General features: G+C 69.6%; 15 protein-coding genes and 1 pseudogene. 11 read left to right on the forward strand and 5 right to left on the reverse strand.

Features of this window, described 5'->3' with window-relative positions; genetic code table 11:
- Positions 1–11: 11 nt before the first annotated feature.
- Both AB0M35_RS14700 and AB0M35_RS14705 read right to left on the reverse strand, forming a co-directional pair.
- Positions 12–698 (reverse strand): tryptophan 2,3-dioxygenase family protein, encoded by a 687-nt coding sequence (locus AB0M35_RS14700; RefSeq protein WP_363745709.1) that lies wholly within the window; start codon positions 696–698, stop codon positions 12–14.
- Positions 699–857: 159 nt separating this feature from the next.
- Positions 858–1,213, reverse strand: a pseudogene (locus AB0M35_RS14705) (hypothetical protein); the annotation flags it as partial.
- A gap of 539 nt (positions 1,214–1,752) precedes the next feature.
- Between AB0M35_RS14705 and AB0M35_RS14710 the strand changes: the two are divergent.
- Both AB0M35_RS14710 and fxsT read left to right on the forward strand, forming a co-directional pair.
- On the forward strand, positions 1,753–3,237 hold the full coding sequence (locus AB0M35_RS14710) for a hypothetical protein (protein ID WP_363745425.1): 1,485 nt from the start codon (positions 1,753–1,755) through the stop codon (positions 3,235–3,237).
- 136 nt (positions 3,238–3,373) lie between these two features.
- The gene (gene fxsT, locus AB0M35_RS14715; RefSeq protein WP_363745426.1) at positions 3,374–7,255 is read left to right on the forward strand and encodes an FxSxx-COOH system tetratricopeptide repeat protein; all 3,882 of its coding nucleotides are present in this window, start codon (positions 3,374–3,376) and stop codon (positions 7,253–7,255) included.
- Between the two features lie 25 nt (positions 7,256–7,280).
- On the opposite strand, the gene AB0M35_RS14720 is transcribed toward fxsT, so the two are convergent.
- Both AB0M35_RS14720 and AB0M35_RS14725 read right to left on the reverse strand, forming a co-directional pair.
- Complete coding sequence (locus AB0M35_RS14720) at positions 7,281–9,152, reverse strand: HEXXH motif domain-containing protein (RefSeq protein ID WP_363745428.1); 1,872 nt, start codon at positions 9,150–9,152, stop codon at positions 7,281–7,283.
- Positions 9,153–9,573: 421 nt separating this feature from the next.
- Positions 9,574–11,940 (reverse strand): beta-galactosidase, encoded by a 2,367-nt coding sequence (locus AB0M35_RS14725; RefSeq protein ID WP_363745430.1) that lies wholly within the window; start codon positions 11,938–11,940, stop codon positions 9,574–9,576.
- A 258-nt stretch (positions 11,941–12,198) separates the two neighbouring features.
- Between AB0M35_RS14725 and AB0M35_RS14730 the strand changes: the two genes are divergently transcribed.
- The 5 genes from AB0M35_RS14730 (at position 12,199) to AB0M35_RS14750 (ending at position 17,696) form a co-directional block, all read left to right on the forward strand.
- Positions 12,199–13,503: an extracellular solute-binding protein gene (locus AB0M35_RS14730; protein WP_363745432.1), complete on the forward strand. Its 1,305-nt coding sequence runs from the start codon at positions 12,199–12,201 to the stop codon at positions 13,501–13,503.
- Positions 13,504–13,582: 79 nt separating this feature from the next.
- Positions 13,583–14,536, forward strand: coding sequence for a sugar ABC transporter permease (locus AB0M35_RS14735; protein WP_363745434.1), 954 nt, complete (start codon positions 13,583–13,585; stop codon positions 14,534–14,536).
- Entirely contained in the window at positions 14,533–15,384 is an 852-nt protein-coding gene (locus AB0M35_RS14740) for a carbohydrate ABC transporter permease (protein ID WP_363745436.1), read from the forward strand. The genes AB0M35_RS14735 and AB0M35_RS14740 overlap by 4 nt, the downstream gene beginning before the upstream one ends.
- 31 nt (positions 15,385–15,415) lie before the next feature.
- Complete coding sequence (locus AB0M35_RS14745; RefSeq protein WP_363745438.1) at positions 15,416–16,456, forward strand: LacI family DNA-binding transcriptional regulator; 1,041 nt, start codon at positions 15,416–15,418, stop codon at positions 16,454–16,456.
- Between the two features lie 136 nt (positions 16,457–16,592).
- Positions 16,593–17,696 (forward strand): glycosyl hydrolase 53 family protein, encoded by a 1,104-nt coding sequence (locus AB0M35_RS14750; protein ID WP_363745440.1) that lies wholly within the window; start codon positions 16,593–16,595, stop codon positions 17,694–17,696.
- Between the two features lie 89 nt (positions 17,697–17,785).
- Here the strand turns inward: AB0M35_RS14750 and AB0M35_RS14755 are convergent, their stop codons facing one another.
- Positions 17,786–20,722, reverse strand: coding sequence for a tetratricopeptide repeat protein (locus AB0M35_RS14755; RefSeq protein WP_363745442.1), 2,937 nt, complete (start codon positions 20,720–20,722; stop codon positions 17,786–17,788).
- A 110-nt stretch (positions 20,723–20,832) separates the two neighbouring features.
- Here AB0M35_RS14755 and AB0M35_RS14760 point away from each other — a divergent pair, with 110 nt between their 5' ends.
- From AB0M35_RS14760 to kdpA, 4 genes are all read left to right on the forward strand, one after another.
- The gene (locus tag AB0M35_RS14760) at positions 20,833–22,089 is read left to right on the forward strand and encodes a hypothetical protein (protein WP_363745444.1); all 1,257 of its coding nucleotides are present in this window, start codon (positions 20,833–20,835) and stop codon (positions 22,087–22,089) included.
- A 165-nt stretch (positions 22,090–22,254) separates the two neighbouring features.
- Positions 22,255–22,551 (forward strand): hypothetical protein, encoded by a 297-nt coding sequence (locus AB0M35_RS14765; protein WP_363745446.1) that lies wholly within the window; start codon positions 22,255–22,257, stop codon positions 22,549–22,551.
- Positions 22,548–22,637 carry a K(+)-transporting ATPase subunit F gene (kdpF, locus tag AB0M35_RS14770; protein ID WP_363745447.1) on the forward strand — a complete coding sequence of 30 codons (90 nt, stop codon included), beginning with the start codon at positions 22,548–22,550 and terminating at the stop codon, positions 22,635–22,637. The genes AB0M35_RS14765 and kdpF overlap by 4 nt, the downstream gene beginning before the upstream one ends.
- Positions 22,637–24,292: a potassium-transporting ATPase subunit KdpA gene (kdpA, locus tag AB0M35_RS14775; protein WP_363745449.1), complete on the forward strand. Its 1,656-nt coding sequence runs from the start codon at positions 22,637–22,639 to the stop codon at positions 24,290–24,292. Before kdpF ends, kdpA begins: the two co-directional genes overlap by 1 nt.
- Positions 24,293–24,300: the final 8 nt, after the last annotated feature.

The following is a 24,300-nucleotide window of genomic DNA, read 5'->3' on the forward strand; positions in this document are numbered from 1 at the left end:
GCTGAGCAGGGCTATTCGTCAGGGGTGGGGCTCATCCGGGCCTGCCACAACTCGGGGAAGAACCGGTGTCCGGCGAGTTTTGCCAGCATGTTCGCCGGACTACCGGGGCTACCTGCCGGCCGATGACCGCCGATTCGCAGTGCCACCTGGTAGTGGCGGACCCGCCACACCGACACCCGTTCATCCCACTCCACCATCGCCTCGGCGAGCCGGTGCAGCGGGTCTGACGGATCCGCCGGGCACAGGTCCGCCGCCGCGACACCGTGAGCGGCAAGCTGCTTGGCGAACGCACGGCCGAGTTTCCGGCTGGCGCCCTGGACCTCCCGCCAGCCTGGTGACTCTGCACCAGAACCGTTGCCCAGGGCAGGCTGCATCGCCTGGAAGTCCACCGGGGACAGGTATCGCAACATCTCCAGCTGATCGGTGATCAGGCGGACCGCGAGCGTCGCCCGGATCAGCAGCGCCTCGCCGACAGGCAGCCGACCGGCATCCACCTGAGCGGTCGCCTCCACCAACTCCGCCGCCGCCAGCTTCAGCCACAACTCGGTCGACTGATGCACCACCTGGAAAAGCAGCTCGTCACGATGTATGACCTCGTCCGGCGACCGTTGCAGGCCGAGTAAAGCATCCGTCCGCATGTAGCGCGCATAGTCCGTGGCGCCGTGACCTGGCAAGACAGGCGAATGATCGTGCTTCACGGATAGCCCTTCGTTTGGCGCTGGCGCCGAGATCAGCGATACGCTGGCGGCCATCATCCAACGACGGACAGCAATGCGCCAGCCCTCGGTCGCAGCAATCTCAGAGCCATCCGATTGGCATGTTCCGGCGCCTTCCGGGCGGGGCAGCCCGTCACCGAAAAGGTGCACCGGCTCAGCGGCGTCGTGTTCCGCCGGGCCGTACCGTGTCAGCGGGACCGTCAGGCCCGGACGCAGCAGTCCGTCAGGGCGACCCTCGGCATGTGCCAGCGCAGCAGGTCTGGCGCGAGGTACCGGAGATCGGCCCGCAGCCGGGCGGCCAGTTCCCGACCGTGGCGGCGAGCAACGGCGCGCAGGTCCAGGTCGGCGTCGACGCGAGCGGCCACGCAGGCGCCGGCCCAGTCGCCGACGCGACGACGAGCAGTCGCGGTTTCGATCATGAAAGGCGGTACGGCGTACTCACGCACGCGTCGCCAGAGGAAGAGGCGGGAATCCGCATTCGCGATCGGAGAGCGCATCAGCACTCACCTTGTGCGAACCGGTCCCCAATCTGAGAGAAGAATTCATCGCGGCGCGGCATAGCGCCCGCCGCGAGCTACGCCAAGGCCTATCGTGAGGGCGCACTGCCGGCCCGGCTCGACACGGCACCAGACCGCTGGTGGGACCATGTTGGGCTGAACAACTCCGAACAGCATTCGGGAGGCCGACAAGGGGCCAGTCAAGGTCGCACAGCATCGAAATGTGTCAAGTTGGCGACACTTAGCGCGATGCCACGGCCACAGTCTCGGCTAATACGATAGGCGCATGTCACCAAAGGTCTCGATTGTCGCCGCTGGCCAGCGCCGAGGTCCCGGCCCGCGAGCCGGCGTCGACGTGACCTTTTCTCCGCTCGCCGGGGACGACAGTGCCCAGCGACGACGCGTGGAGGTGAACGGAGAGGCGGCCCCTGCCGTCGAGACGCTGGAGAAGCTCGACCCGTTCAGGTCGGAGCTCCCCTGATGGCGGCGGGCCGCAGCGCCCCGCCGAGCTTGCGCCCGCGAGCGATCACATGAGGCCCGTGCACGAGGCGCCGCGGCGCTATTCGCCAGCCGTGGTGGAGGAACGCCGCCGGCTGGTCGGTCGGATCGCGACCGTGATGGAGGCGTCGTCGGTCATCCGCGACCCGAACAGCCGCCAGTTACTGCTTCAAGAGCTGGGCCACGCCTTGGGCGGCGCTCTGGGCTACCGGGAGCTGAGCGTGTTGCGGCCCCAGATAGTCGAGTTGGTGACGGTGTGTGTGGATCGGCCGGGCGGGCTGCGCTGCCTCGTCGATTGCCTGGAGCTGCTTGAGCCGGGCAGCGAGCAGACCATTGCGTTGGTGCGGCTGGCCGACGAATGGCAGGTGGTCGAGTTGTTCGACGACTACGACATTCCCTGGCTGCGGAACGTGCTGTCCACGGTGGTCGCGACCGAGGAGCTGCGGCGGTTCGTCACCGAGAGGCGTGCGACCCCAGCCCCCGCCTGGTGCAGGACCGCGTGGGATCTTTTCACGCATCTCGCGTCGGCGAACTCGCACGCCGAGGTGCCGCCATGGCTGCCGCTGCTGGACAGGTTGACAACAGCCGTACCGGAGGCATCGTCGGACCGGATGCGCGAGTTCGTCGCGCGGCTGGCCAAGGAGTGGGGAGTTGCGGATCGGATCGAGGCGTCCCAGCCGAGTGCTCCGACGCCCGTCGGCACCGCCTACCTGGTGATCCAGTTCGAGAAGTACGGCGGTGACGACGACACCTACATCATGTCGCACTGGTACCAGTGGGCGTCTGCGGTGTGGCAGCCGATCCGCGGCGAGGACCGACACATCCCGTACCGGGATCTCGAAGCGGCCGTCGACCAGGTCATCAACGAGACCGAACGTCGTTGGGCAGATCAGAGCGGATCGGTGACCATCGAGTTCGTCCTGCCTTGGCAGCTGATCAACGAACCGGTCGACACCTGGCGCAAGGAACTCCAGTCGCGGATGCCGAGCCCTCTCACCACGGAGTATCCCGTGGTGATCAGAAGCCTGGAACGCATCCGCGCCAGCCAGTGGCACCGGGTCTGGCGCAGCCGCTGGCAGGGCCTCACCGTTCACGACAGCGAGCGGCAGCTGATCCACTGCGCGTCGCGGCACCATGCCGACGTCCAGCTCGAGGCGACCCTCAAACGCGAGAGCGGGGTCGTCGTGCTGGTGCTCAGTGAGTCGCCGACTGCGGACAGCGTGGGCGAGCGGCAACTGCTCGTCGGGCTGCGCTCCGGAATGCCGGCAATCATCTGGCACCGCACCCGGTCGTCCACAAAGGATCTGTGCCAGACTGTTGCGTCGATGGTCGGCGATCGGGCATCGGGCCCAGGGGTGATCGAGCTTCCGCACCGTGCCACGCACCTGCGGCAGTTGGCGTGGAGTGAGGATCCTCAAGGGCTCGACCAGCACATCGGGCACGGCTTTGTGATCTTGTTCGACGATCCGGATCGGCAGCCAGGAGAAACCCTCTCCACCGACGGTAGGCGAAAGGTCTTGGCATGAGCGGCAACGGCCACGTGACGTGGTTCGTCGCCGACCGGCATCCACGCCGGCCGGACGGCAGCGTCGCCGGCCGGTGCCGTCGCGTGCGGTCGCCGTGGCCTGCATCGTCGACGGCGGTTCTGTGATGAGCCGATCGATGTCGACGACCTCTGCTCCCGTTAGTCGACCGGTCGACTGGCTGCACATCGAACCGGCCGACGGTGGCCGGGATCTCGTCGTGATCGTCGACGACGACCCGGTGATGGAGTTCTGGGCCGATGAGATCTCGACGTTCGTGGCGGTATTACGCGCTCAACGTGCCTTGGCCACGGTTGAGGTCAGGCACATGGTTGTCGAGGACGGCGCGCTGCGGGTGACCGGCGAGCCCGACGCCGCCAACGCCTCGCCCGCGGAGTTGGTCGATCCCACCGGACGGCGGATCGTCTTCCTGCTGACCCATGGCGGGTCCGCCGCCTGGCGGGGCGGGCTCGTCCACCCCGTGCTCGTCTCGTGGGCAGCCGAGATGACCGTTGCTGTGGTCAACCTCCTACCCCAACAGCGTTGGCGCGAGCGAGGGTTGGAGACGACCGAGGTGGCGTGGAGCCTGGACGGCGCGGATCCGTCGACATCCCGGCCGTCGTGGCGGGTCAGCGGCCTGGACCTTCGTCCCAGCGAGCAACGGAACGACGACGCCCGGCTGACGGCCGTGCCGGTCATCGAACGCGGCACGGACTGGTTGCAGCGATGGAGCCGGCTGTTGGCCGGGCCGGCTACGGACGAACTACGGATGCCCGCGTTGCTGCTGCCGTCGGACGGGCTGGCCGGTCGCCGGCCGGGCCGCTCGCTCACCGCCTTCGATCTCGTCGCCCGATTCCGGGCGACCGCGTCGCCGACGGCGTTCACGCTGGCGACACGGCTGGCGGCCGCACCACTCAACGTCCAGGTGGTACGCGCCGTCGCGAGGACAGTGGTCCGGTCGGGGCCGGAGCATCTGACCGAGGTGCTCACGAGCGATCTGGTGCGGCCGGTTCCGCACGGGGCGGCGGCGACCGGCGACACCCGCATCAGGTACGAGTTCGTGCACGGCGTACGCGAGCGGCTCCTCACGCTCGGGTACCGCGACCGCACCGTCGAGGTCCAGCACGTCGTGGAGTACGAACTCGCGCATGACGTGGAGGCGGTGCGCAACCTGACCTTTCGCGTCAAGGATCCACGCAACGCGTCGTACGAGCGCGTCACACCGGCCGCCGAGCCGTACCTGCGGGTCGAGTTGGCTGTTCACCTCTCACTGGGCGGGCCGAACCTCGTCGCAGCCGCGCGGCTGGGCGAGACACTCGGCTCTCCCGTCCCACGGCAGGTACGTCGAGTACTTCAGCCACCTTCCGTTACCGCTGAGAGCACCATGGAGTCCGGAATGTCTGACAGAGTGAACTCGCCGGGCCCGGGGGTCTCGTTCGGCACCGCATCGCACGTCACGCTTGGCGCCGAGTCGGGCATCATTCCGAGCAGGCCACCGATCCACGACCTGCAAGCCGTGCAGCGGCTCGACGGGCAGTTACCGGCCATCGTCGGCAACCTGCCGCTGCGCAACGCGAACTTCACCGGCCGGCATGAGCTCCTCGACTCCCTGCATCAGCGGCTGAGCGCCGGCACCACCGCCGTGCTGCCGGAGGCGTTGCACGGCGCCGGCGGGGTGGGCAAGTCGCAGCTCGTCATCGAGTACGTCTACCTCCATCAGCAGGACTTCGACCTCGTCTGGTGGATTCCGGCTGAGCGACCGGCCCAGATCCAGTCCGCGCTGGTGGAGTTGGCGGTACGCCTGGGTCTACCGGTTCCGTCGACCGCCAACACGGCGGTGCCGGCGGTGCTGGAGGCACTACGGATCGGCCGTCCGTACTCGAACTGGTTGCTGATCTTCGACAATGCCGAGGACCCGGACGACGTCGAGCAGTTCTTCCCCAAGGGTGGACCAGGCAGCATCGTCGTCACCTCCCGCAACGCCGGGTGGCGAACCATTGCGAACAGTCTTCCGGTTGACGTGTTCGAGCGGCAGGAGAGCATCGACCTGCTTCGCCGCCGTGGGCCGGACCTGGCAGTCGATGACGCCGACCGGCTCGCCGCCGCTCTGAGCGACCTTCCACTGGCCATCGAGCAGGCGGCGGCCTGGCGCGCCGAGACGAGGATGCCGGCCGACGAATATCTGGCGCTGCTCGACGCCAGCCGGCCGGTCCTCGACGACGAGACGCCGCAGCAGGACTATCCGGAGCTCGTCGCCGCAGCCTGGAACGTGTCGCTGAACTGGCTACGTGACCGGGACCTCTCGGCGCTACGGCTGTTGGAGATGTGTTCGTTCTTCGCGCCCGAACCGATCAGCAGGGTGCTCCTGTCGAAGCCGCGCGCGCTGCGCATCCACCCGGACCTGGATCCCCTCGTCCGCAACCCGGTCCGCCTCAACCGCGCGATCCGTACGATCGGACGCCTGTCGCTGGCGAGAATCGACCACCGGACGAACTCCTTCCAGATGCACCGCCTCGTCCAACGTGTGCTGATCAACCAGATGGATCCGGAGCAGCGCGACGCCCTGCGGCACGGCGCCCACATGCTGCTGGCCGGCAACGACCCCGACCAGCCCGACAACGCCGACCACTGGCCACGGTACGCCGAGCTGTATCCGCACATCGTCGCCTCCGAAGCAGAGAAGTGCCCGAACGATCTCGTACGGGACATGGTGCTGAACGAGGCGAAGTACCTCTGGCGGTGGGGCGACCACCTCGGAGCGCGGGAGCTTTCACAGCGGGCGTGGGCAGCCTGGATCGCCGACGACGACGGTACCGACGCGGACAGCCTGCGGATGGCGAGCTGGCTCGGCTTCATGCACTTCGTCGTCGGTGACTACGCCGCTGCGGCCGCGCTGAACGCCCGCACGCTCGAGCTCTACCGGCAGACCCTCGGTGACGAGCGGGAGGAGACCCTGGACGCGATCGGCGCGGTGGCCGCCGACCACCGGGTCGCCGGTGACTTCACCGGCGCGCTGGACCGCTCGCTCGTCGTCTACGAACAGGCGAAACAGAACTTCGGTGAGGAGGAGCCGTTCACGCTGCGTGCCGCGCACAATCTCGCGGTGAGCATGCGGCTCTCCGGCCTGTTCGGGCGGGCTCTCCAGCTCGACGAGCAGACCTACCAGCGGCTGGTGCAGATCTACGGCACCGACCACCCGGACAGCCTGAGCACCTTCGGCGGCATCAACCTCGACCGGCGGGAACTCGGTGACTACATCGCGGCGCATGCGAATCAGGAGAATGTCGTCGCCACGGCCCGCCGGATGCTCAAGTACGACGACCACCCGGATCTTCTGCGGCAGAGCCACATGCTGGCGAGTTTCCGGCGCAAGGCCGGTCACCACCACGACGCCCTCGATCTCTCCAGCGACGTGCTGCGCCGCTTCCGTACCCGCTACGGCGACAACCATCCGGACACGGTGCTCGCTACGCTGACGTTCTCGATCGACCAGCGGCTGACCGGCGACCTGCGCGCGGCCAAGGACGCGGCGGAGTGGGCGCTGGAGGGTCTGCGCCGGCTGTACGGCGAGAACCACCCGCACACCTCGGGTGCGCAGGTCGACCTGGCGGTGACGCTTCGGCTGCTCGGCGAGTGCGAACGGGCCCGAGACCTCGACCAGGCGGCGTCGGAACTGTTGGCCAGCCGGCTCGGCGGATCGCACGCCCTGGTGCTGGCCGCCCGGATCAACCTGGCAAGCGACCATTACGAGCTCGGTGACTACGCGGAGGCCCAGGTCCTCGACGCGGACACCCTCACGCAGTGCCGTCAGGTGCTCGGCAGGGCCCATCCCACCACGCTGGTATGCGCGCTGAACCTCGCCATGGATCTGCGGGAGCTCGGGCGCAAAGCCGAGGCGGGCACGTTGTTCGAGACCAGCCTCGATCAGTTGCGACAGACCCTCGGCGTCCGGCACCCTGCGGTCGCGGCGGTCGGCGCGGGCGTACGGGCCAACTGCGACATCGACCCGCTCCCCCTGTAAGTGCGACCACAGTCGGCCCGGCGGGTCAGGCTGCCGGCCAACCCGCCGGATCGGCTGTGTCGTACGGCCGGTCCGGGAACCCGCGACCGACCCAGCCGGCCAGCTCCAGCGGATCCGGTGCCACCGATGCGGACCCGCGCGACCGCAGACCCTGTACGACAGCCTGGATGAGTTCCGGGAATTCCAGCAGGGCCCGCGTCGCCGGATCGGTGGGACGGTCGATCTGGGTGAGGCCGAGTCCCACCCAGCCGTGCACGCACGACGGGTCCTGCCTCAGTTCGCGGAGGTAGCCGGCACGCGCCTGCGCGACGTCCCCGGTCACCAGGGCGAGGTCGGCTGCGGTGGCGCCCTCGACCCAGTTCCCCACCTCGTCGGGTGCGGTGCGCACCCGGCCGAAGACGTCCGAGTCGACCAGCAGGTGTCTGTACAGGACGGCCCGAGCGTCGAGCAGGCCCGGCGGCGGTTCCGCCAGCACCTCCGCGGCGCCGACGGCGAGGACCGCCTCCGTCGCCGGGGCACGGCGCTGCCAGGCCACGGCGAGCGCGTCGCGATCGGCCGGGTCCAGGCGGATGTTGTGGCCCCGCCACATCGCGCGGTGGTCGAGGGCTGCGGCGTCGGCCGCGGCGAGTGCCGCAGCGGGCACCGGGTCGTCCTGGCAGGTTTTCAGTTCCGTGTGCAAAGTGTCGATGAACCGCTGCCCGTGCGCGGTCAGCCGGCCCGACGCCGCGATCATCCGCAGGACGTCGAGGGTCTGCCGCCGCCACAGCGCGAACTCGAAGTCTGCGACTGCTCGGTACCCCGGCGGTGCCTGGATTCGGTGGACCCCCCAGAACTGGGTGATGCCGGCGAATGCGTATGCACCTTGGAGAATGCCGGGGAGCGGTCTGGGGTCGTCCCGCCAGGGGGCGTAGTAGCGGAGGTCGGCGGCCTCGCAGAGGGTGAGCAGGTGTGACACGGCACCGAGCTTGTGGTGTTGCGACTCGTGCACCAGGGTCACGGCCAGTTCCACCGCATCGTCCGGTTCGGAGAGCAGGATGCCCCCGAACGCCTCGGCGCCGGATGCGGACAGTGGGCGGAATCGCTCACGGCGTGGCACAGGTGCCAGGGTCCGTACGATTCCGCTGATTGCCGTGGCGCGGTCGGGCTGCTCACCGGCGAGCAGCTTCCAGGCGGCGGCGAGATTCGCACGCCAACGGGCGACCTCGGCTGCCGGCAGCGGCTTCGGCGACGAGGGCCCTCGCAGGTCGCGGTACACATCGCGATCGAGCAGCTCGACCCGGAGGCCGACGCCGCCCGCGCGGACCTCGATGACGATGGGTTCATGCCAGTCCGGGTCGCCGGATAGGCAGCGCACCGTGCGCACCCCGGTGTCGATGCCGACCTGTCCGTCGCGGGCCCGTACCCCGACGACCAGGACGTCCGGCGGAACCGACGCGGAGCCCACGGTGGGCAGTACCGCGGCACCCTGACGGGCCGGGATGTCGAGTTCGAAGGAGAGACCGGCCCGGACGGCGCTCGCCGCCGCCAGGGCATGCAGGTAACCGACGTCCAGCCACAACGGCACCGCAGTGTCGATGTCGTCGCCCAGCCGACGCAGGGTGTGCGCGGCCCAGATGCCGACCTGCGGCTGGGCCAAGACGTCCTCGGTGCTCTCCGGTGCCGCACCGTGAGCCTGTACCAGCAGATGCCAGGCGTCGGTGACTGGCGCGAGCGGACCGCAGACGTCGGCCCGGGTGGCACAGGCGTCCAGCAGGGCCCGCAGTACGATCAGCCGCCAACTGCGCTCGGCCCGCCACAGTGCCGCGATGCTCGCTTCGTCTCCGGCGCCGGCGGCCAGGGTATTGAAGTGCGCGTGTTCGAGATAGGTCGGACCTAACGGCACGGGATCATTCGACATGTTCCTTCCCGTCCGATCCGGCGGGCCGCATCCGACTGGGGACAGAGCCGTTGTAGCCGCTGATGCTGCCCCCCGAATCGGCAACTCTCTCTCGCACCCGCGAGATCGCCGCAGTCATGCCGGTGAGGTCAACGGTTTGCAGGGTCGCTACAGTCACCGCTGACAGGTCGAGTAGCTCAGACTCGATACCGGCGAGGCGTTCCTCCATGTACGGCAGCCCTCTCGTTGATGACGGTCGATAACTCCATCATTACTTATGGGTGCAGGCAGCGAAAGCGTCGAGCGACCGGCACCACAAACCAGATCGGGACGGGCTTTTCCGATGTAGACGGCGCACGCCGACGCAGTCCGGCTCAGATGCGCGCAGCCAGCGAGGCCGGACCCGGGCGCCCGCCGCGTCGTCGGAGGTGAAGAAGCGTGGTCAGCTGACCACCGATCGCCCGATGAGGTTTGCCTCGATGGGTAGTGGTGTGGGCTCGCGCCAGGTGCCACGGCCCTGCACCAGCAGGGCGTCGACGGCCGACAGTTGCCCGTCGACCGCCGCCAGCCGGTCGCGGGCGTCGGGGGGCAGTGACACGGGCGAGCCGGTCGCCAGCGGCAGCAGGTAGAGGGTCAGCTCGGCCTCGGCACGCAGCCCGATGTCGAGCAGGTTGACGATCCAGTCGGCGCCGTCCCAGAAACGGTCGGTGACCGGTCGGTTGTCGACGCGGAGTTGTCCGATGTCGCCGGCCCAGCGGATCCGCAGGTGGGCGTCGAGTCGCGGATCGGCGGCCCACGGGGGCAGCGGGATCCGGTAGACGGCAGCCAGTTCTTCGAAGGTCTGCCGGGTGGGCGCGGACTGTCGCCGGTGGAACGTGCCGTAGCTGACCGGCACCGGGGTCACGGCCGGCCGGACGAGTTCGGGCGTCACCGGCTGCGCCGGGCCGGCGGTCCGGGCCGGGTGCGGGTCGACGGGCACGGTGGTGCTGGGCGGTCCGCCCTCCAGCGGGAGGTCGACGAACGCCCGCCGGGCGGGCTCGTAGACCCGCGCCTGCGGCCCGTACGCCTCGATCCGGCCGTCCGGGCCCCAGCACAGTTCGTGCGCGGAGAGCAGCAGCCGACGGGTCGGGCCGTCCTCGCAGACCCAGATCTGGTTGTCGACAGCGGCCGGCAGGACCAGCAGGTCCAGCGCGCCGCCGGCGGTACGGAGCCGGACCGGCGACAGCTCTGGCGTGGCCGTGGTGACGACACCGTCGACCGAGTAGGTGGCCTCGACACCGGCCTCGGCGACCAGCACCAGGGTGGGCACCTCACCCGGGAGCAGGGTGAGCGCCGACGCGGTTGCCCAGTCCAGGCGCACCCCGCCCGCTTTGAGGGCCAGCGGCCAGCGGGCCAGGGTGCCGGGAGGAATGTCGATCGGCCGGGCGGGCAGCACGATCTCCTCGTGGTCGAGTACGACCCGGAACCGGGCATCACGGTAGGGCGCGAGCGGTACGTGTGGCTGGTGCCAGGCGACGAAGAGGAAACCGCTGGTGCCGTCGCTGCGCAGCGCCCACCGCAGGGTGTGCTCGTCGTCGACGCCGCAGGGGCGGATCTCGGGCAGGCTGGAGGGCATCTCGGCGAGCGTGGCGCCGAAGGCGGCGAGGAAGGCATGCTGCCGGCGCAGTTCGGCGTGACTGTCGGCGAGCACGCCGGCCTCCCCGATCGGAGCGTGGAAGTCGTAGCCGAGCGGGGGCAGGTCGTTGGGGTAGCCGGTGGCGTGCGACTCCTGCGTGCCGTGGACACCGTGCGGGTTGGTGCCGCCCGCGTACATGTAGTAGCCCTGCCAGGCGGAGCCGTTGCCGATCTTGCAGTGCGCGATGGTGGCGATGTCCAGTGCGCTGGGACGCGGGCGGCGGTGGTAGGCGGTGGCCATGCCGCCGCCGAGTTCGCAGGTGGCCGCCGGGAAGTGCGCCGAGGGGGTACGAGGGTGCGTGGCGCTGACGCTGTCGACGTGCAGGCGCAGCCGGCGCACGTCGGATCCGATGCCGGGATCGTCCCAGACGTGCGAGAAGAAGTAGTGGTCGCGGAAGGTGGGGTCCCAGGGTGCGTCGGCGTCGACCCAGAAGCCGTCGCCGTAGCCGCCGTAGAGCGGCAGTACCTCGTACTGCGGCAGGGTGGCGCTGCCCCAGGCGGTGGCGGTCCACAGGGGTGCCGACATGCCGGCCTCGCGGGCCAGTCGCTTGAGGGTGACCAGGTGCTCGGGCTGGGCGTAGAGCTCGTTCTCCAACTGGATGCCGAGCACCGGTCCGGCGGGGCCACAGCGTCCGCCGAGGGCGGCGCCGAGCTGGCCGAACCACTCGCGGACCAGGTCGAGGTAGGCCGGGTCGTCGGTGCGGTGCCGGACGTTGGCCTGTTGCACCCAGTCCGGGAAGCCACCGTTGCGGGTCTCACCGTGGCACCACGGACCGATCCGCAGGATGACGTCGAGACCTTCGGCGGTCGCCAGGTCGACGAAGGCGGCGACGTCGAGACTGCCGTCGAAGCGCGGGCTGCCGCGGTGCTCGACGTGGTGCAGCCAGAAGACGTAGCTGCTGGCCACGGTGACGCCACCGGCACGCAGTTGGCGTAGTCGCCGCCGCCAGCGGTTGCGGGGCAGTCGGCTGTAGTGGATCTCGCCGGAGACCGGGACGACCGGTACGCCGTGGCGCAGCAGGTAGCGGTTGGTGAGTGAGATGCCCGGCCGGGCGTCCTCGGCGTTGCTCATCCGGGGTCGCCGCAGCGGCTCGGACCAGGGCTGGTGCCGGACGGCGAGCGGCTCGAAGGGCACTGTGACTCCTCTGCGACGAACGTTCGCCCCGAGCCGCGATCGGTGATGTGGGCCGCGCTGCGGCGCCATGGACTGTAACCGGTCACAGGCCGCAGGCCAGCACGATACATCAACTTCACCTGCTCGACGCGAAGCCTTGACAAAGCGCACTGAGGCGCATCACTGTAACCGGTCACAGGCGCAATGTGGTGACGCACATCAATTTCCGGCGGCGAACGGGTCTGGCACCACCCGCAGCCCGCTGATCGAGGAGGACCGATGAGGAAGGCAGTTCTGCCGCTCGCCGGAGTGCTGGCCGCGGCGCTACTTTTGACCGCCGCGTGCAGCGGGTCCGACGATTCCGGCGACAGCCCCGGTGGGAAGGTCGAACTCACCTACTGGAGTTGGGCGCCGAACATGGACCAGGTCGTCGAGGCGTGGAACGCCAACCACCCCGACATCCAGGTCACCGTGAACAAGCAGGACGGCGGCGATCCGGCCGTCACCAAGCTGCTCACCGCCATCCAGGCCGGCAGTGGCGCCCCCGACATCATGCAGGCCGAATACCAGAAGATCCCGACCCTGGTCGCCGCGGACGCGGTCGCCGACATCGCCGCCGAGGTCGGCGGCCTCAAGGCGAAGTTCCCCGACTCGGCCTGGAACGCGGTTACTCTCGGCACCGAGGCCGTCTACGGCGTCCCGCAGGACTCCGGCCCGATGATGTTCTACTACCGCGCCGACATCTTCGACTCCCTCGGCCTCAAGGCCCCGACCACCTGGGACGACTACGCCTCCGCCGCGCGTGCCATCCACGCGGCCGACGACAAGCAGTACCTCGGCACCTTTTCGGCCAACGACCCGGGCTGGTTCGCCGGGCTCGCCCAGCAGGCGGGCGCCTCCTGGTGGGGCGTACGGGACAACGCCTGGACCGTCGCCGTCGACGACGCCGCCACCCAGCAGGTCGCCCGGTACTGGGGCGCGCTGGTGCAGGAGGGGATCATCGACAACAAGCCGATGTACACCCCGGAGTGGAACGCCGCGCTCAACGACGGCACCCAGGTCGGCTGGATCGGCGCGGTCTGGAGCCCCGGCGTACTCGAAGGCAACGCGGCCTCGACCAAGGGCAAGTGGAAGGCCGCCCTCCTGCCGCAGTGGGACGCTGCCGCGCCGGCCAACGGCAACTGGGGCGGCTCGGCCACCAGCGTCACCAGCCAGAGCAAGCACAAGAAGCAGGCCGCCCAGTTCGTCGCCTGGCTGAACACCGACCCCGCCGCGATCAAGGCGCTGGCCACGACGGCCAACGTCTACCCCGCCTCGGTCGACGCCACCGCGACCGCGCTGACCGTACCGCCCGCCTTCTTCGCCGACCAGGCCGACTTCTACACCGTCGCCGCCGAGGCCGGCCGGCTCACCAACCCGTTCACCTACGGCCCGAACGTCAACGTCACCTACAGCGCCTACAACGACGCCTTCGGCAAGGCCGCCCAGTCCAAGCAGGCCGCGGCCTTCACCGAGGCGTTGCGCACGATGCAGCGGACCACCACCGACGACATGCGCAACGCCGGCTTCACGCTCGCCGACTGACCCCGCTGCCCGGCCGCGACGCGGAAACCGTCCACATCGCGGCTGGCGCCGACCGCAGCACCGAGGGAAGGTGACGGCCGTGACGGCGTACCCCACCACCACCCGTGCTCCTCGCACGGCCGCCCGGGGCGGCCGGCGTGCCGGCGTACCGTACTCGTTCCTCGCGCCGGCCCTGCTCCTGTTCGCCGCGTTCCTCGCGGCACCGATCGTCTACACCGCGTACCTGAGCCTGCGTCGTACCCAGGTCAGTGGACTGGGCCTGGGGGCCGGCTCGCGTACCGAGGTCTGGGCTGGCCTGCAGAACTACGTCCGGTCGCTCACCGACCCCGAATTCCTGCCCAGCGTCTACCGGGTCGGGGCGTACGGGCTGATCGTGGTCCCGACCATGCTCGGTCTGGCCCTGCTCATGGCCCTGCTGCTGGATGCCGGCCGGACCCGGGTGGGCACCTTCGCCCGCACCGCGATCTTCCTGCCGTACGCGGTGCCGGCGGTGGTCGCCTCGCTGCTCTGGGGCTTTCTCTACCTGCCCCGGGTCAGTCCGTTCGCCGACCTCCTCCAGGGCCTCGGCATCGTCCCGCCCGACGTGCTCGCCGGCTCCGGGGTGCTCTGGGCGGTGGCCAACATCGCGATCTGGGGTGGCACCGGCTTCAACATGATCGTGATCTACACGGCGCTGCGGGCCGTCCCCCGCGACCTCTACGAGGCGGCCCGTCTCGACGGCGCCTCGGACGTGCAGATCGCCTGGCGGATCAAGATCCCGATGGTGACGCCGTCGCTGATCATGACGTCCGTCTTCTCGCTCATCGCCACCCTGCAGGTCTTCGCCGAGCCGATGACGCTGCGCCCGCTGAGCAACACCATCTCCACCACCTGGACGCCGCTGATGAAGGTGTACCGCGACGCCTTCACCCGCAATGACGTCTACTCGGCGGCGGCCACCTCGGTGGTCATCGCACTGGCGACCTTCCTGGTCTCCTTCGGCTTCCTCCGACTCGTCGGCTCGCGGGCCTTCCAACAGGAGGACCGGCCATGAGCGAAGCCCGCGGCACACCCCGCCGGCTCAGCCCGGCCGCCACCGCCGTGCTGCTGCTCGGCGCGCTGTACTGCCTCTTCCCCGTCGCCTGGGTGCTGATCGCCTCGACCAAGAGCGCCGAGGAACTCTTCGCCACCTTCACCCTCGCGCCCAGCACCCACCTGCTCGACAACATCGTTTCGCTCAGCGAGTACCGTGGCGGCCTCTACTGGCGCTGGATGGCCAACACCGCCCTGTACGCCGGGGTCGGCGGCGCGGCGTCCACGCTGGTCTCCGCGATGGCCGGCTTCGCCCTCGCGAAGTACGCCTTCCCCGGCAAGTCCTTCGTGTTCAACATGATCCTGGCCGGCGTACTCGTCCCCGGGGTCATCCTGGCCATCCCGCAGTACCTGCTGCTGGCCAAGGTCGGGCTGACCAACACCTACTGGTCGGTGCTGTTGCCGAGCATCATCAGCCCGTATGGGATCTACCTGTGCCGGGTCTTCGCGGCGGCGGCCGTACCGACCGAGGTGATCGAGGCCGCCCGCATCGACGGCGCCGGCGACTGGGGCACCTTCGGCCGGGTGGCCCTGCCGATGATGCGCGCCGGTCTGGTGACCGTCTTCCTGTTCCAGTTCGTCGCGATCTGGAACAACTTCATGCTGCCCTTCATCATGCTCGGTGACGACCAGCTCTATCCGATCACCGTCGGCCTGAACGGGCTACTCAACCAGGGCGCGTCCCAACCCGCCATGTACACCTCGGTGGTCACCGGGGCGCTGCTGTCGATCGTCCCGCTCGTCGCCCTCTTCCTCGGCCTGCAACGCTACTGGCGGGTCGACCTGGGCGCCGGTGCGGTCAAGGGGTGACGACAAGATGCCAGAGACTACGATCCACACCGTGCCGACCTCGCCCCCGACAGGGCGCAAGCGGCCCACCATCCGCGACGTGGCGCGCGAGGCCGGGGTCTCTTACGCGACCGTCTCCCGCGTCCTCAACGGCCGGGAGTGGGTCAGCCCGGAGGCGGTGCGGGCCGTCCGGGAGGCCATCGCCCGCACCGGCTACACGGCGAACCCGCACGCCCGTTCGCTGGCCACCGGCCGCTCCGGCTCGATCGCCTTCCTGCTCACCGAGCCGCAGCACCTGCTCTTCGAGGACCCCAACTTCTCGGTGCTGCTGCGCGGGGTGGCCCAGGCGCTCTCCGACCGGGAGGTGACGCTGCTGCTGATGATCGCCTCGACTCCGGAGGAGCGCACCCGGACGGTGGCGTATCTCTCCGGCGGCCATGTCGACGGGGTACTGCTGGTCTCGCCGCACTCCGGCGACCCGCTGCTGAGCAATCTGGTACAGACCGACGTGCCGATCGTGGCGTGTGGCCGGGTGCTCGGCTACGAGCAGGTGATCAGCTCGGTGGCGGCCGACGACCGCTCCGGTGCCCGGTCGGCGGTGGAGCACCTCGTCGCGGCCGGTTGCCGCCGGATCGCCACGATCACCGGTCCGCAGGACACCTCGGGCGGGGTGGACCGGTTGCAGGGCTACACGGAGGCGCTGACTGCGCACGGCATCGCGGTCGAGCCAGCCCGGATCCAGCACGGCGACTGGAGTCGGGAAAGCGGCGCGGCGGCCATGCGGACGCTGCTACGGCAGGCCCCCGACCTGGACGCGGTCTTCGCCGCCTCCGACGTGATGGCCGCCGCCACGCTGCCGGTGCTACGCGAGGCGGGCCGCGGTGTGCCCGGCGATGTACGGGTGGTCGGTTTCGACGATTCGGGGTTGGCCGCCACATTGGACCCGCCGCTGACCACGGTCCGTCAGCCGCTCGGGCGGATCAGCGGGGAGATGGTCCGGCTGCTCACCGACGTGATCGCGGGACGCAGCCCGCTCTGCGTCACCGTGCCGACGAGCTTGGTCGTCCGTGCTTCCTCGCCCGCGCCGGCCTGAGTCACCCGCGCCGGCCCGGAACACGGTCGGTCGGCGCACCTGTCACCACCTCACCTGGTCCCAGAACCGTCCGGCAGCCCTTGTCGGACGTGCCCGCTTCCGGGCGGGTATCGCATCCTCCTTGTGAAGGAGTGCCATGAAACCGTCCCTGCGGGCCGTTCTGGCGGTGGTCGTCGTTACGGCCCCGTTGGCCCTGACCGCCCCCGTGCAGGCGGCCAACACCCTCACCATGCGCGGCGCTGACGTCTCGTCGCTGCAACGCAGCCTGGACCTCGGCGCCCGCTACTACGACGCCTCCGGTGCGCAGGCCGACCCCTACGACATCCTCGCCGCAAAGGGGGTCAACTACCTGCGGCTGCGCATCTGGAACAACCCGGTCAGCGGCTACAACAACAAGGCCAAGGTGCTCCAGCAGGCCAGGACGATCAAAGCGAAGGGCTTCAAGCTCCTGATCGACTTCCACTACTCGGACACCTGGGCCGACCCGGGCAAGCAGTTCCCGCCCGCGGCCTGGGCCAACCACTCGCTGAGCCAACTGCAAAACGACGTCTACGCCTACACCCACGACGTGTGCACCGCCCTGAAAGCGCAGGGCACCACCCCGGACGCGGTGCAGATCGGCAACGAGATCAACGTGGGCATGCTGTGGCCGACCGGACGGGTCGTCAACAACAACTTCGCCCCGCTGGCCAGCCTGCTCAAGCAGGGCTACCACGCCACCAAGGCCTGCAACAGCGGCACCCAGGTGTGGATCCACACCGCGAACGCCGACAGCAACGCCAACGCCCGCTGGTTCTACGACGGCATCAGAGCACAGGGCGTGACCTGGGACGTCACCGCACTGTCCTACTACTGCATGTGGCACGGCTCGCTGGCGAACCTGTACAACGTCATCGCCGACGTGAAGTCCCGCTACGGCAAACCGGTCGTGCTCGCCGAGACCGCCTACCAGTTCACCACCGCCGACGCCGACCACGAACGCAACTCGATTCCCGGCACCGTGCTGTGTGACAACATCCCCGCCACCTGGGCCGGACAGGCACAACAGTTCACCTGGGTGCAGAACACCGTACGCAACGCCGGCGGCGTCGGCGTCTTCTACTGGGAACCCACCTGGTACGCGGTTCGAGGCAACGGCTGGGACCCGGCAGACATCAACGGCACCGGCAACGGCTGGGACAACATGGCCATCTTCAACTGGACCGGGCGCGTGAATCCCCACGTGGTCTGGACTCCGTAACCCACCACTCCGGGGCCCGGCGGGTCACCCGCCGGGCCCACTGGTAACGCCCGACTCACCGAGCCGGAGAGCGCAGGACCCGATCGTCGTCAGCTTTCGCCGGTCTGTGCCATCGCGATGCCCGCCCTGGCGCGGGCTATCTCGTCGGTGTCGCCGGTCGTCTGGGCGATCGTCAGTGCTTCGGCGTAGTGGTGGCGCGCCTGCGCCGGACTACCCATGGACAGCAACGCGGTGCCGAGCACGTTCAGTGCGCTGGCCTGCCCGTACTGATGGCCGCTGGCTCGGAAGATGGCCAGCGCCGCGTGGGACTGGCGGACTGCGGTGTCGAACGCGCCGAGGTGTGTGTTGACCGTCGCGAGATTGGACAGCGCCGTCGCTTCGCCGTCGCGGTGCCCGGCGCGCTGGAACAGGGCCAGGGCCTCGTCGAGCACCGTGGACGCCAGTTGGTGTCGCCCGAGCCTGGTGAGCACTTCGCCGAGGTTGGTCAGTGCGCTCGCTTCGCCGATTCGCTCACCGAGGTCGCGGAAGGTGTCCCGGGCCCGGCCCAGTGCGTCGGCCGCCAGATCGAGTCGGTCCCCCGCGCTCAACGCGTTGGCGAGATTGACCAACGCGGACGCCTCCCCGGTACGGTCGCCCAGGCGCCGGTACACCGCGACCGCCTGGCGGTGACGCCGCGTCGCGGCGCCATGGTCGCCGATGCGCTCCAGGACGATACCGAGACGGGTCAGGGTCCGGGCAGCGCCACGGTCGTCACCGGCCGTGCGATGCATCGCCAGGGCGCGCCGGTGCTGTTCGGCAGCGGGTCCGTACTGCCCGAGCAGCCGGTGGATGTCGCCGATGTTGGACAGCAACATCGCCTCCGCGACGTGGTCGCCGGCGGCGCGGGCCGCGGACAGGCCGTGCCGCTGCACGGCGAGCGCGCCGTCGTGGGGCCCACCGGTGAGGTAGTCCTGCAAGGTGAGGGCGAGCCCTACGGCCTGAGCGGTGAAACCGTGATGCACCGCCGTCGAGCCCAGTCCGTCCAGCGCCGGTCGCACCGAGTCCAGCCAGGTCCGGGCCGCGTGGATGTCTGTCGCGACTTCCGCCATGGTGCACGTCGCGGTGCCGTCCGGGCGGCCGGCGGGGCAGGGATGGGGCGGCTGCCTGAGGTGCGACGGGTACAGCAGCCGAGTTGCGGCTCGGGCGTGGGCGAGGTAGCAGTCGAGCAGGCGTCCGATGGTGGCGCGCCGGTCGTCGTCCGTATCGACCCGTTGGACCAGCTCGCCCGCGTAGGCGCGGAGCAGGTCGTGCTGGGTCAGCCGGCCGTCGTCGGTGGCCTGCACCAGATGAGCCTGGGACAGCACGGCAGCCAGCCGGTGACCGGTCGCCGGTTCCGTTCCGGTCAGCACAGCCAGCAGATGGCCGTCGAACACGGCGGCGGGCAGCAGGCCCAGCCGCCGGAACGCGGTCGCCGCCGCGGCCGGGAGCCGATGGTACGACCACGAGATGACCTCGCGGACAGCGGCTCGGGGATCGTCGCCGAGATCGAGGAGATCCAGCCGTCGCTGCCGGTCGGCAAGCTCCACGACGAGGTCCGCGAGCCGCCGTCCGGGCCGGGCGACGACAAGTTCGGCGGCGACGCGCAAGGCCAGCGGCAGCCGGGCGCACTGCTCGACGAGCATTGCCGCCGAAGCCGGCTCGGCGCCGACCCGGCCGCCGATGAGCCGGCGTAGTAGCCCGACTGCGTCGGTCACCGGCAGGGGGTTGACCTCGACGCGGCGGGCGCCGTGCAGTGCGGCGAGTCCGCCGAGGTGGGCGCGACTGGTGATCACGACCGTGCAGCTGGCGGTGCCCGGCAGCAGGGGGCGGACCTGCTCGACCGAGCCGGCGTTGTCGAGCAGGATCAGCAGGCGCCGGTCGGCCACCGCCGAACGGAACCGGGCCATCCGGTGCTGCGGGTCGGTCGGGATCTCGCCGTCGGGAACTCCCAGCATGCTGAGCAGCAAAGCGAGCGCGTCACCCGGTGACACCGACCGGTCGGCGTCGAACCCGCGCAGGTCGACGAAGAGTTGCCCGTCGGGGAACCGGGTCCGAACCCGATGCGCCCAGCGCACGGCCAGCGCGGTCTTGCCGACGCCTGGGGTGCCGCAGAGCAGGATGAGCGGACCGGCGGCGTCGAGCTGGCGAAGCTCGCCGGCTCGTCCGGCGAAGTCCGCGACCTCCGCCGGCAGTTGTCGCGGCACGGCGGCGAGCCGCGTTCCGGGTGGGCCGGTGACGCCGACCGCCGGTGTTCGGTGCGGTCCGACTCCGGCGACCTGCTCATACGCCGACCGCAGCGTCGCCCCGGGTGGCACGCCCAGTTCGTCGGCGAGCCGATCCCGCATCGCGCGGTACGTCTGGGCGGCGCGGGCACGCTGACCCGTTGCGGCGTAGGCCCGCACCAGCAACGCGTGGACGGGCTCGTCGAGCGGATGGTCGTCGGCGTCCTCCGCCAGGGTCGTGAGCACCTCCCGGGCACGGCCGAGGCTGATCAGCAGTTCGGCGTGCAGGGCGAGCAGCCGCCGTCGTTCGTCGGTGAGTCTGGTGACCGCCGGCAGCCGCGTCAGCAGCGGGACGTCGGACAGCACCTGCCCGTGCCACTGTGCCAACGCGGCCCCCGACAGCTCGACCGCACGCACCGGATTCTCGGCGGCGGCCCGAACGGCCGCGCCGGCGAGGTCGCGGAAGCGGACGACGTCGGCGTCGCCACCGGCCAGGTGCAGCCGGTACCCGTCACCGACGCTCGGCAGGACGACACTCGCGGCGCGGGCCGGACGGCCCGGCTCCAAGGTCCGGCGCAGATGCTTGACGTGCGTCTGAAGGACATTGACGGCACTGGCCGGCGGCTGCTCGCCCCACAACGCGTCGACCAGGTCACGCCGACGCACCGGCTTGTCGGGTGTCAGTGCGAGTACGCCCAACAGCGCCCGCCGGGCCTGCGAGCCCAGGTCGACCTCGTCTCCGTCCTGCCAGACGCGAAGTCGCCCGAGGATCTGCACGACCAGCACCGGGTCCACCCCATTTCGACTACTGGACATTGTCCAGCGCCGATCCAATCGCGGTCCAGCGCTCGGCGATAGCGTCCCGCCGATCGATCCGTTCACCAGATGGAGGGACCATGGCAATGCCCGTACTCCGACGAGTCATCGCGGTGTGTGTCGCCGCGGTCGTCGTAGCCTCCCTGGCCACGGTGGCTCCGGCGACGGCCGCGCCCAGTGCGTCGACCTCGCCGGCCGCCCCCGGCGCCCCGACGGTCACCACGGGAAGCAACATTCTCGCCACCGCGACCGACTGCGCCGACCTGCCGGTCCGCGCTGCCGCGCTGGCCCGTACCCGCGGCAAGGGAACGGCCACCTGTGTACGCGGCGGCGATCGTGCCGCACCGACCCGGTCGACGTCGGCCGACGTCGGGGTGACGAACACCCCGTGCGGTACGGATACCTGGATCGCCACCCGGACCACGATCTGCGGCGATGCCGCGTTCCAGCTCATCATCTTCACCGTCCCGCAGGGCGTGATCATCGGTGTCATCGACTTCAGCGTCCGGGCCGAGGTCTATCTCTCCGGGCGCTCCGATCGGTGGGACACCTATGTCCGCTTCACCGGCCGGGGCGGTTGGGGGGCGATCGCCGGCACCACCCTCAATGCCGTGCCCATCTGCGGTGAGATGTGCTCGTACCTGTCGAATCCGGGGATCACCGCCCCGTTCGCCACCGGGTCGGTGGTGCCGGGGGCGGCGTCCTTCTCGTCGCGCTACGGCGGCCCATACATCTCCTGGCAGTCATCGGCCTCCTGGCAGTTCACGTTCAGCAATCCGGCCTGGTCACCACCGATCAGCAACGCCATGGTGGTCACGCCGCCGGCGCACCGCTGCGACGACGCACTACCGGGACGCCCGGTCGGCTGCACGGTCGCGTTCGTCGAGCCGACCCACACGATCAGCGCCCTGGCCCACCCCACCTACGCCCGCCACATCAGCCTGGCACTCAACTTCGGCCTGCCGAGCCGGCTGACCCGCACCACCGACGGCAGCCGCAACGAGGCGAACCGCAGGGCGGCCTGCACCGATCCGCAGAATCGACCGAGGCCGACCGGATACAGCTGCGACGAGTATCCGTTCGCGTCCACCTATGAGGGAGCGGCCTCTCACACGTACGGTCGGACGTTCCTGATCATCGGCGGCATCAACGGGGGCGGACAGGGTTTCTACTGCCAGGTGCCGTGGCTGGATCCCAGGAGGCAGGGTGACAGCGGCGGGTTCAGCGCATGCATGATCCCCGACTGGGAGAACCAGGACGCCGGTACCCTGCTCGGGCTCTTCTACTACGACAACCGGGTCATCGACCGCGACGTGTTCCGGATCCGGATGGGATGACCGTCCCGCTGCGCAGCGGCTCACTCGGGCCGATCTGCTGGCATCGCGGCAACGAACACCACGGCATCCGGAGGCTGCCGTAGCCCGAATCGATCGGCAACTGGGGTTGGTCCGGTGTAACAGCCGGGTCAACCCCAGGGGTGCTCGTACGCAGAGAGATCGTTCGTGAATCAGACCCGGATGGTGTCGGGGTCGGGCCACCCGGTCCGTGAGCCGCCGCAGCGGGCCGCTCCGCGTGAAAAAGCCGTGAAGAATTGCCCGTTCATCGTGATGATCGCGTTATGGCACCTGTCATTCCCGACTGGTCGGCGCTGTGATTGCCCGGCGCGGCCGACAGAAGCGGGCCGCGACGCCCCGGTCGGGATTGAGGAGTCAGTCGTGTCTGACGTGGTGTTCGTCGTGTTGACGATGGCGCTGTTCGCGCTGCTCGCCCTGCTGGTGAGGGGGGTGGAAAAGCTGTGAGCGTCGTCAACGTCGCCGGTTTGGTGCTGGCGGTCGGCCTGGCGATTTTCCTGGTGGTCGCCCTGCTGTTTCCGGAGCGGTTCTGATGACCAGTACGAGCGCCGGTGTGTTGTTCGTTCTCTCGTTGTCGGTGGCCCTGGCTGCCGTACACCGGCCATTGGGCGACTATCTGTATCGCGTGGTGTGCGCCGAGCGGCATTCTCGGGTCGAGCGCGGGATCTACCGGCTGATCGGGGTGAACCCGGCCGCCGAACAGTCCTGGGGTGTGTACGCCCGCGCCGTCCTGGCGTTCTCCGCGGTTTCGGTGCTGTTCCTCTATGCCTTCCTGCGGCTGCAGAACCACCTGTGGCTGTCGCTCGACTTCGACCCGGTGGTCGCGCACGGGGCCTGGAACACGGCGGTGTCGTTCGTGACGAACACGAACTGGCAGTGGTATTCGGGCGAGTCGACGATGGGCCATCTGGTGCAGATGGCCGGACTGGCGGTGCAGAACTTCGTCTCCGCCGCGGTGGGCATCGCGGTCGCGGTCGCACTGGTACGCGGCTTCGCCCGTAGTCGTGCCGGGCAGGTGGGCAACTTCTGGGTCGACCTGACCCGGATCACGTTGCGGGTGCTGCTGCCGCTCTCCGTGCTCGCGGCCCTGGTCCTGATGATCGGTGGCGCAGCGCAGAATCTCTCCGACGGTACGGAGATCACCACGTTGACCGGGGGCGGCCAGACCATCACGGGTGGGCCGGTGGCCAGCCAGGAGGCGATCAAGAATCTCGGCACCAACGGTGGTGGCTTCTACAACGTCAACAGCGCGCATCCGTTCGAGAACCCGACCACCTGGACGAACTGGTGGGAGATCTTCCTGCTGCTGGTGATCCCGTTCAGTCTGCCGCGGGTGTTCGGCCGGATGGTCGGTCAGGTCCGGCAGGGCTACGCGATCGTCGCGGTGATGGCGACCCTGGCGCTGGCCAGCGTCGCGCTGACCAACGCGTTCGAGGTGTCCGGTCACGGCACGGTGCCGCAGGCGGTCGGGGCGGCCCTGGAGGGCAAGGAGGTGCGGTTCGACGTGTCGAACTCGGCGACCTTCGCCGCCGCGACCACGCTGACCTCCACCGGTTCGGTGAACTCGTTCCACGACTCGTACACCGCGCTCGGTGGCGGGATGGTGCTGGTCAACATGATGCTCGGCGAGGTCGCGCCCGGTGGTGTCGGTGCGGGCCTGTACGGGCTGCTCATCCTTGCCGTGATCACGGTCTTCGTCGCCGGGCTGATGGTCGGCCGGACCCCGGAGTACGTGGGCAAGAAGATCGGACCACGCGAGATCAAACTTGCCTCGCTGTATTTTCTGGTCCCCCCGGCGCTGGTGTTGGTCGGCACGGCGGCGGCGTTCGCCACCGGCAACCACGTCACCGCGCTGAACGCCGGCCCGCACGGGCTCTCCGAGGTGCTCTACGCGTTCACCTCGGCGAGCAACAACAACGGTTCGGCGTTCGCCGGTCTGACGGTGAACACGCCGTGGTGGAACACGGCGCTGGGGTTGTGCATGCTGGTCGGTCGGTTCGCGCCGATCATCCTGGTGCTGGCGCTGGCCGGTTCCCTCGCGCGGCAGCAGCCCACCCCCGCCTCCCCCGGCACCCTCCCCACCCATCGCCCGTTGTTCGTCGGGATGGTCGTCGGCGTCACGGTGGTCCTGGTCGCGCTGACGTTCCTGCCCGCGCTGGCGCTCGGCCCCCTGGCCGAGGGGCTGTGATCAGCATG

This window comes from Micromonospora sp. NPDC051196 (genome assembly GCF_040682415.1).
Lineage (GTDB): Bacteria > Actinomycetota > Actinomycetes > Mycobacteriales > Micromonosporaceae > Micromonospora.

Bases quoted from the DNA above. Each gene is read 5' to 3' on its own strand.
- AB0M35_RS14730 (WP_363745432.1), top strand. From the start codon at position 12,199: ATGAGGAAGGCAGTTCTGCCGCTCGCCGGAGTGCTGGCCGCGGCGCTA.
- kdpA (WP_363745449.1), top strand. From the start codon at position 22,637: ATGACCAGTACGAGCGCCGGTGTGTTGTTCGTTCTCTCGTTGTCGGTG.
- AB0M35_RS14750 (WP_363745440.1), top strand. From the start codon at position 16,593: ATGAAACCGTCCCTGCGGGCCGTTCTGGCGGTGGTCGTCGTTACGGCC.
- AB0M35_RS14720 (WP_363745428.1), bottom strand. From the start codon at position 9,152: ATGTCGAATGATCCCGTGCCGTTAGGTCCGACCTATCTCGAACACGCG.
- AB0M35_RS14760 (WP_363745444.1), top strand. From the start codon at position 20,833: ATGGCAATGCCCGTACTCCGACGAGTCATCGCGGTGTGTGTCGCCGCG.
- fxsT (WP_363745426.1), top strand. From the start codon at position 3,374: ATGTCGACGACCTCTGCTCCCGTTAGTCGACCGGTCGACTGGCTGCAC.
- AB0M35_RS14740 (WP_363745436.1), top strand. From the start codon at position 14,533: ATGAGCGAAGCCCGCGGCACACCCCGCCGGCTCAGCCCGGCCGCCACC.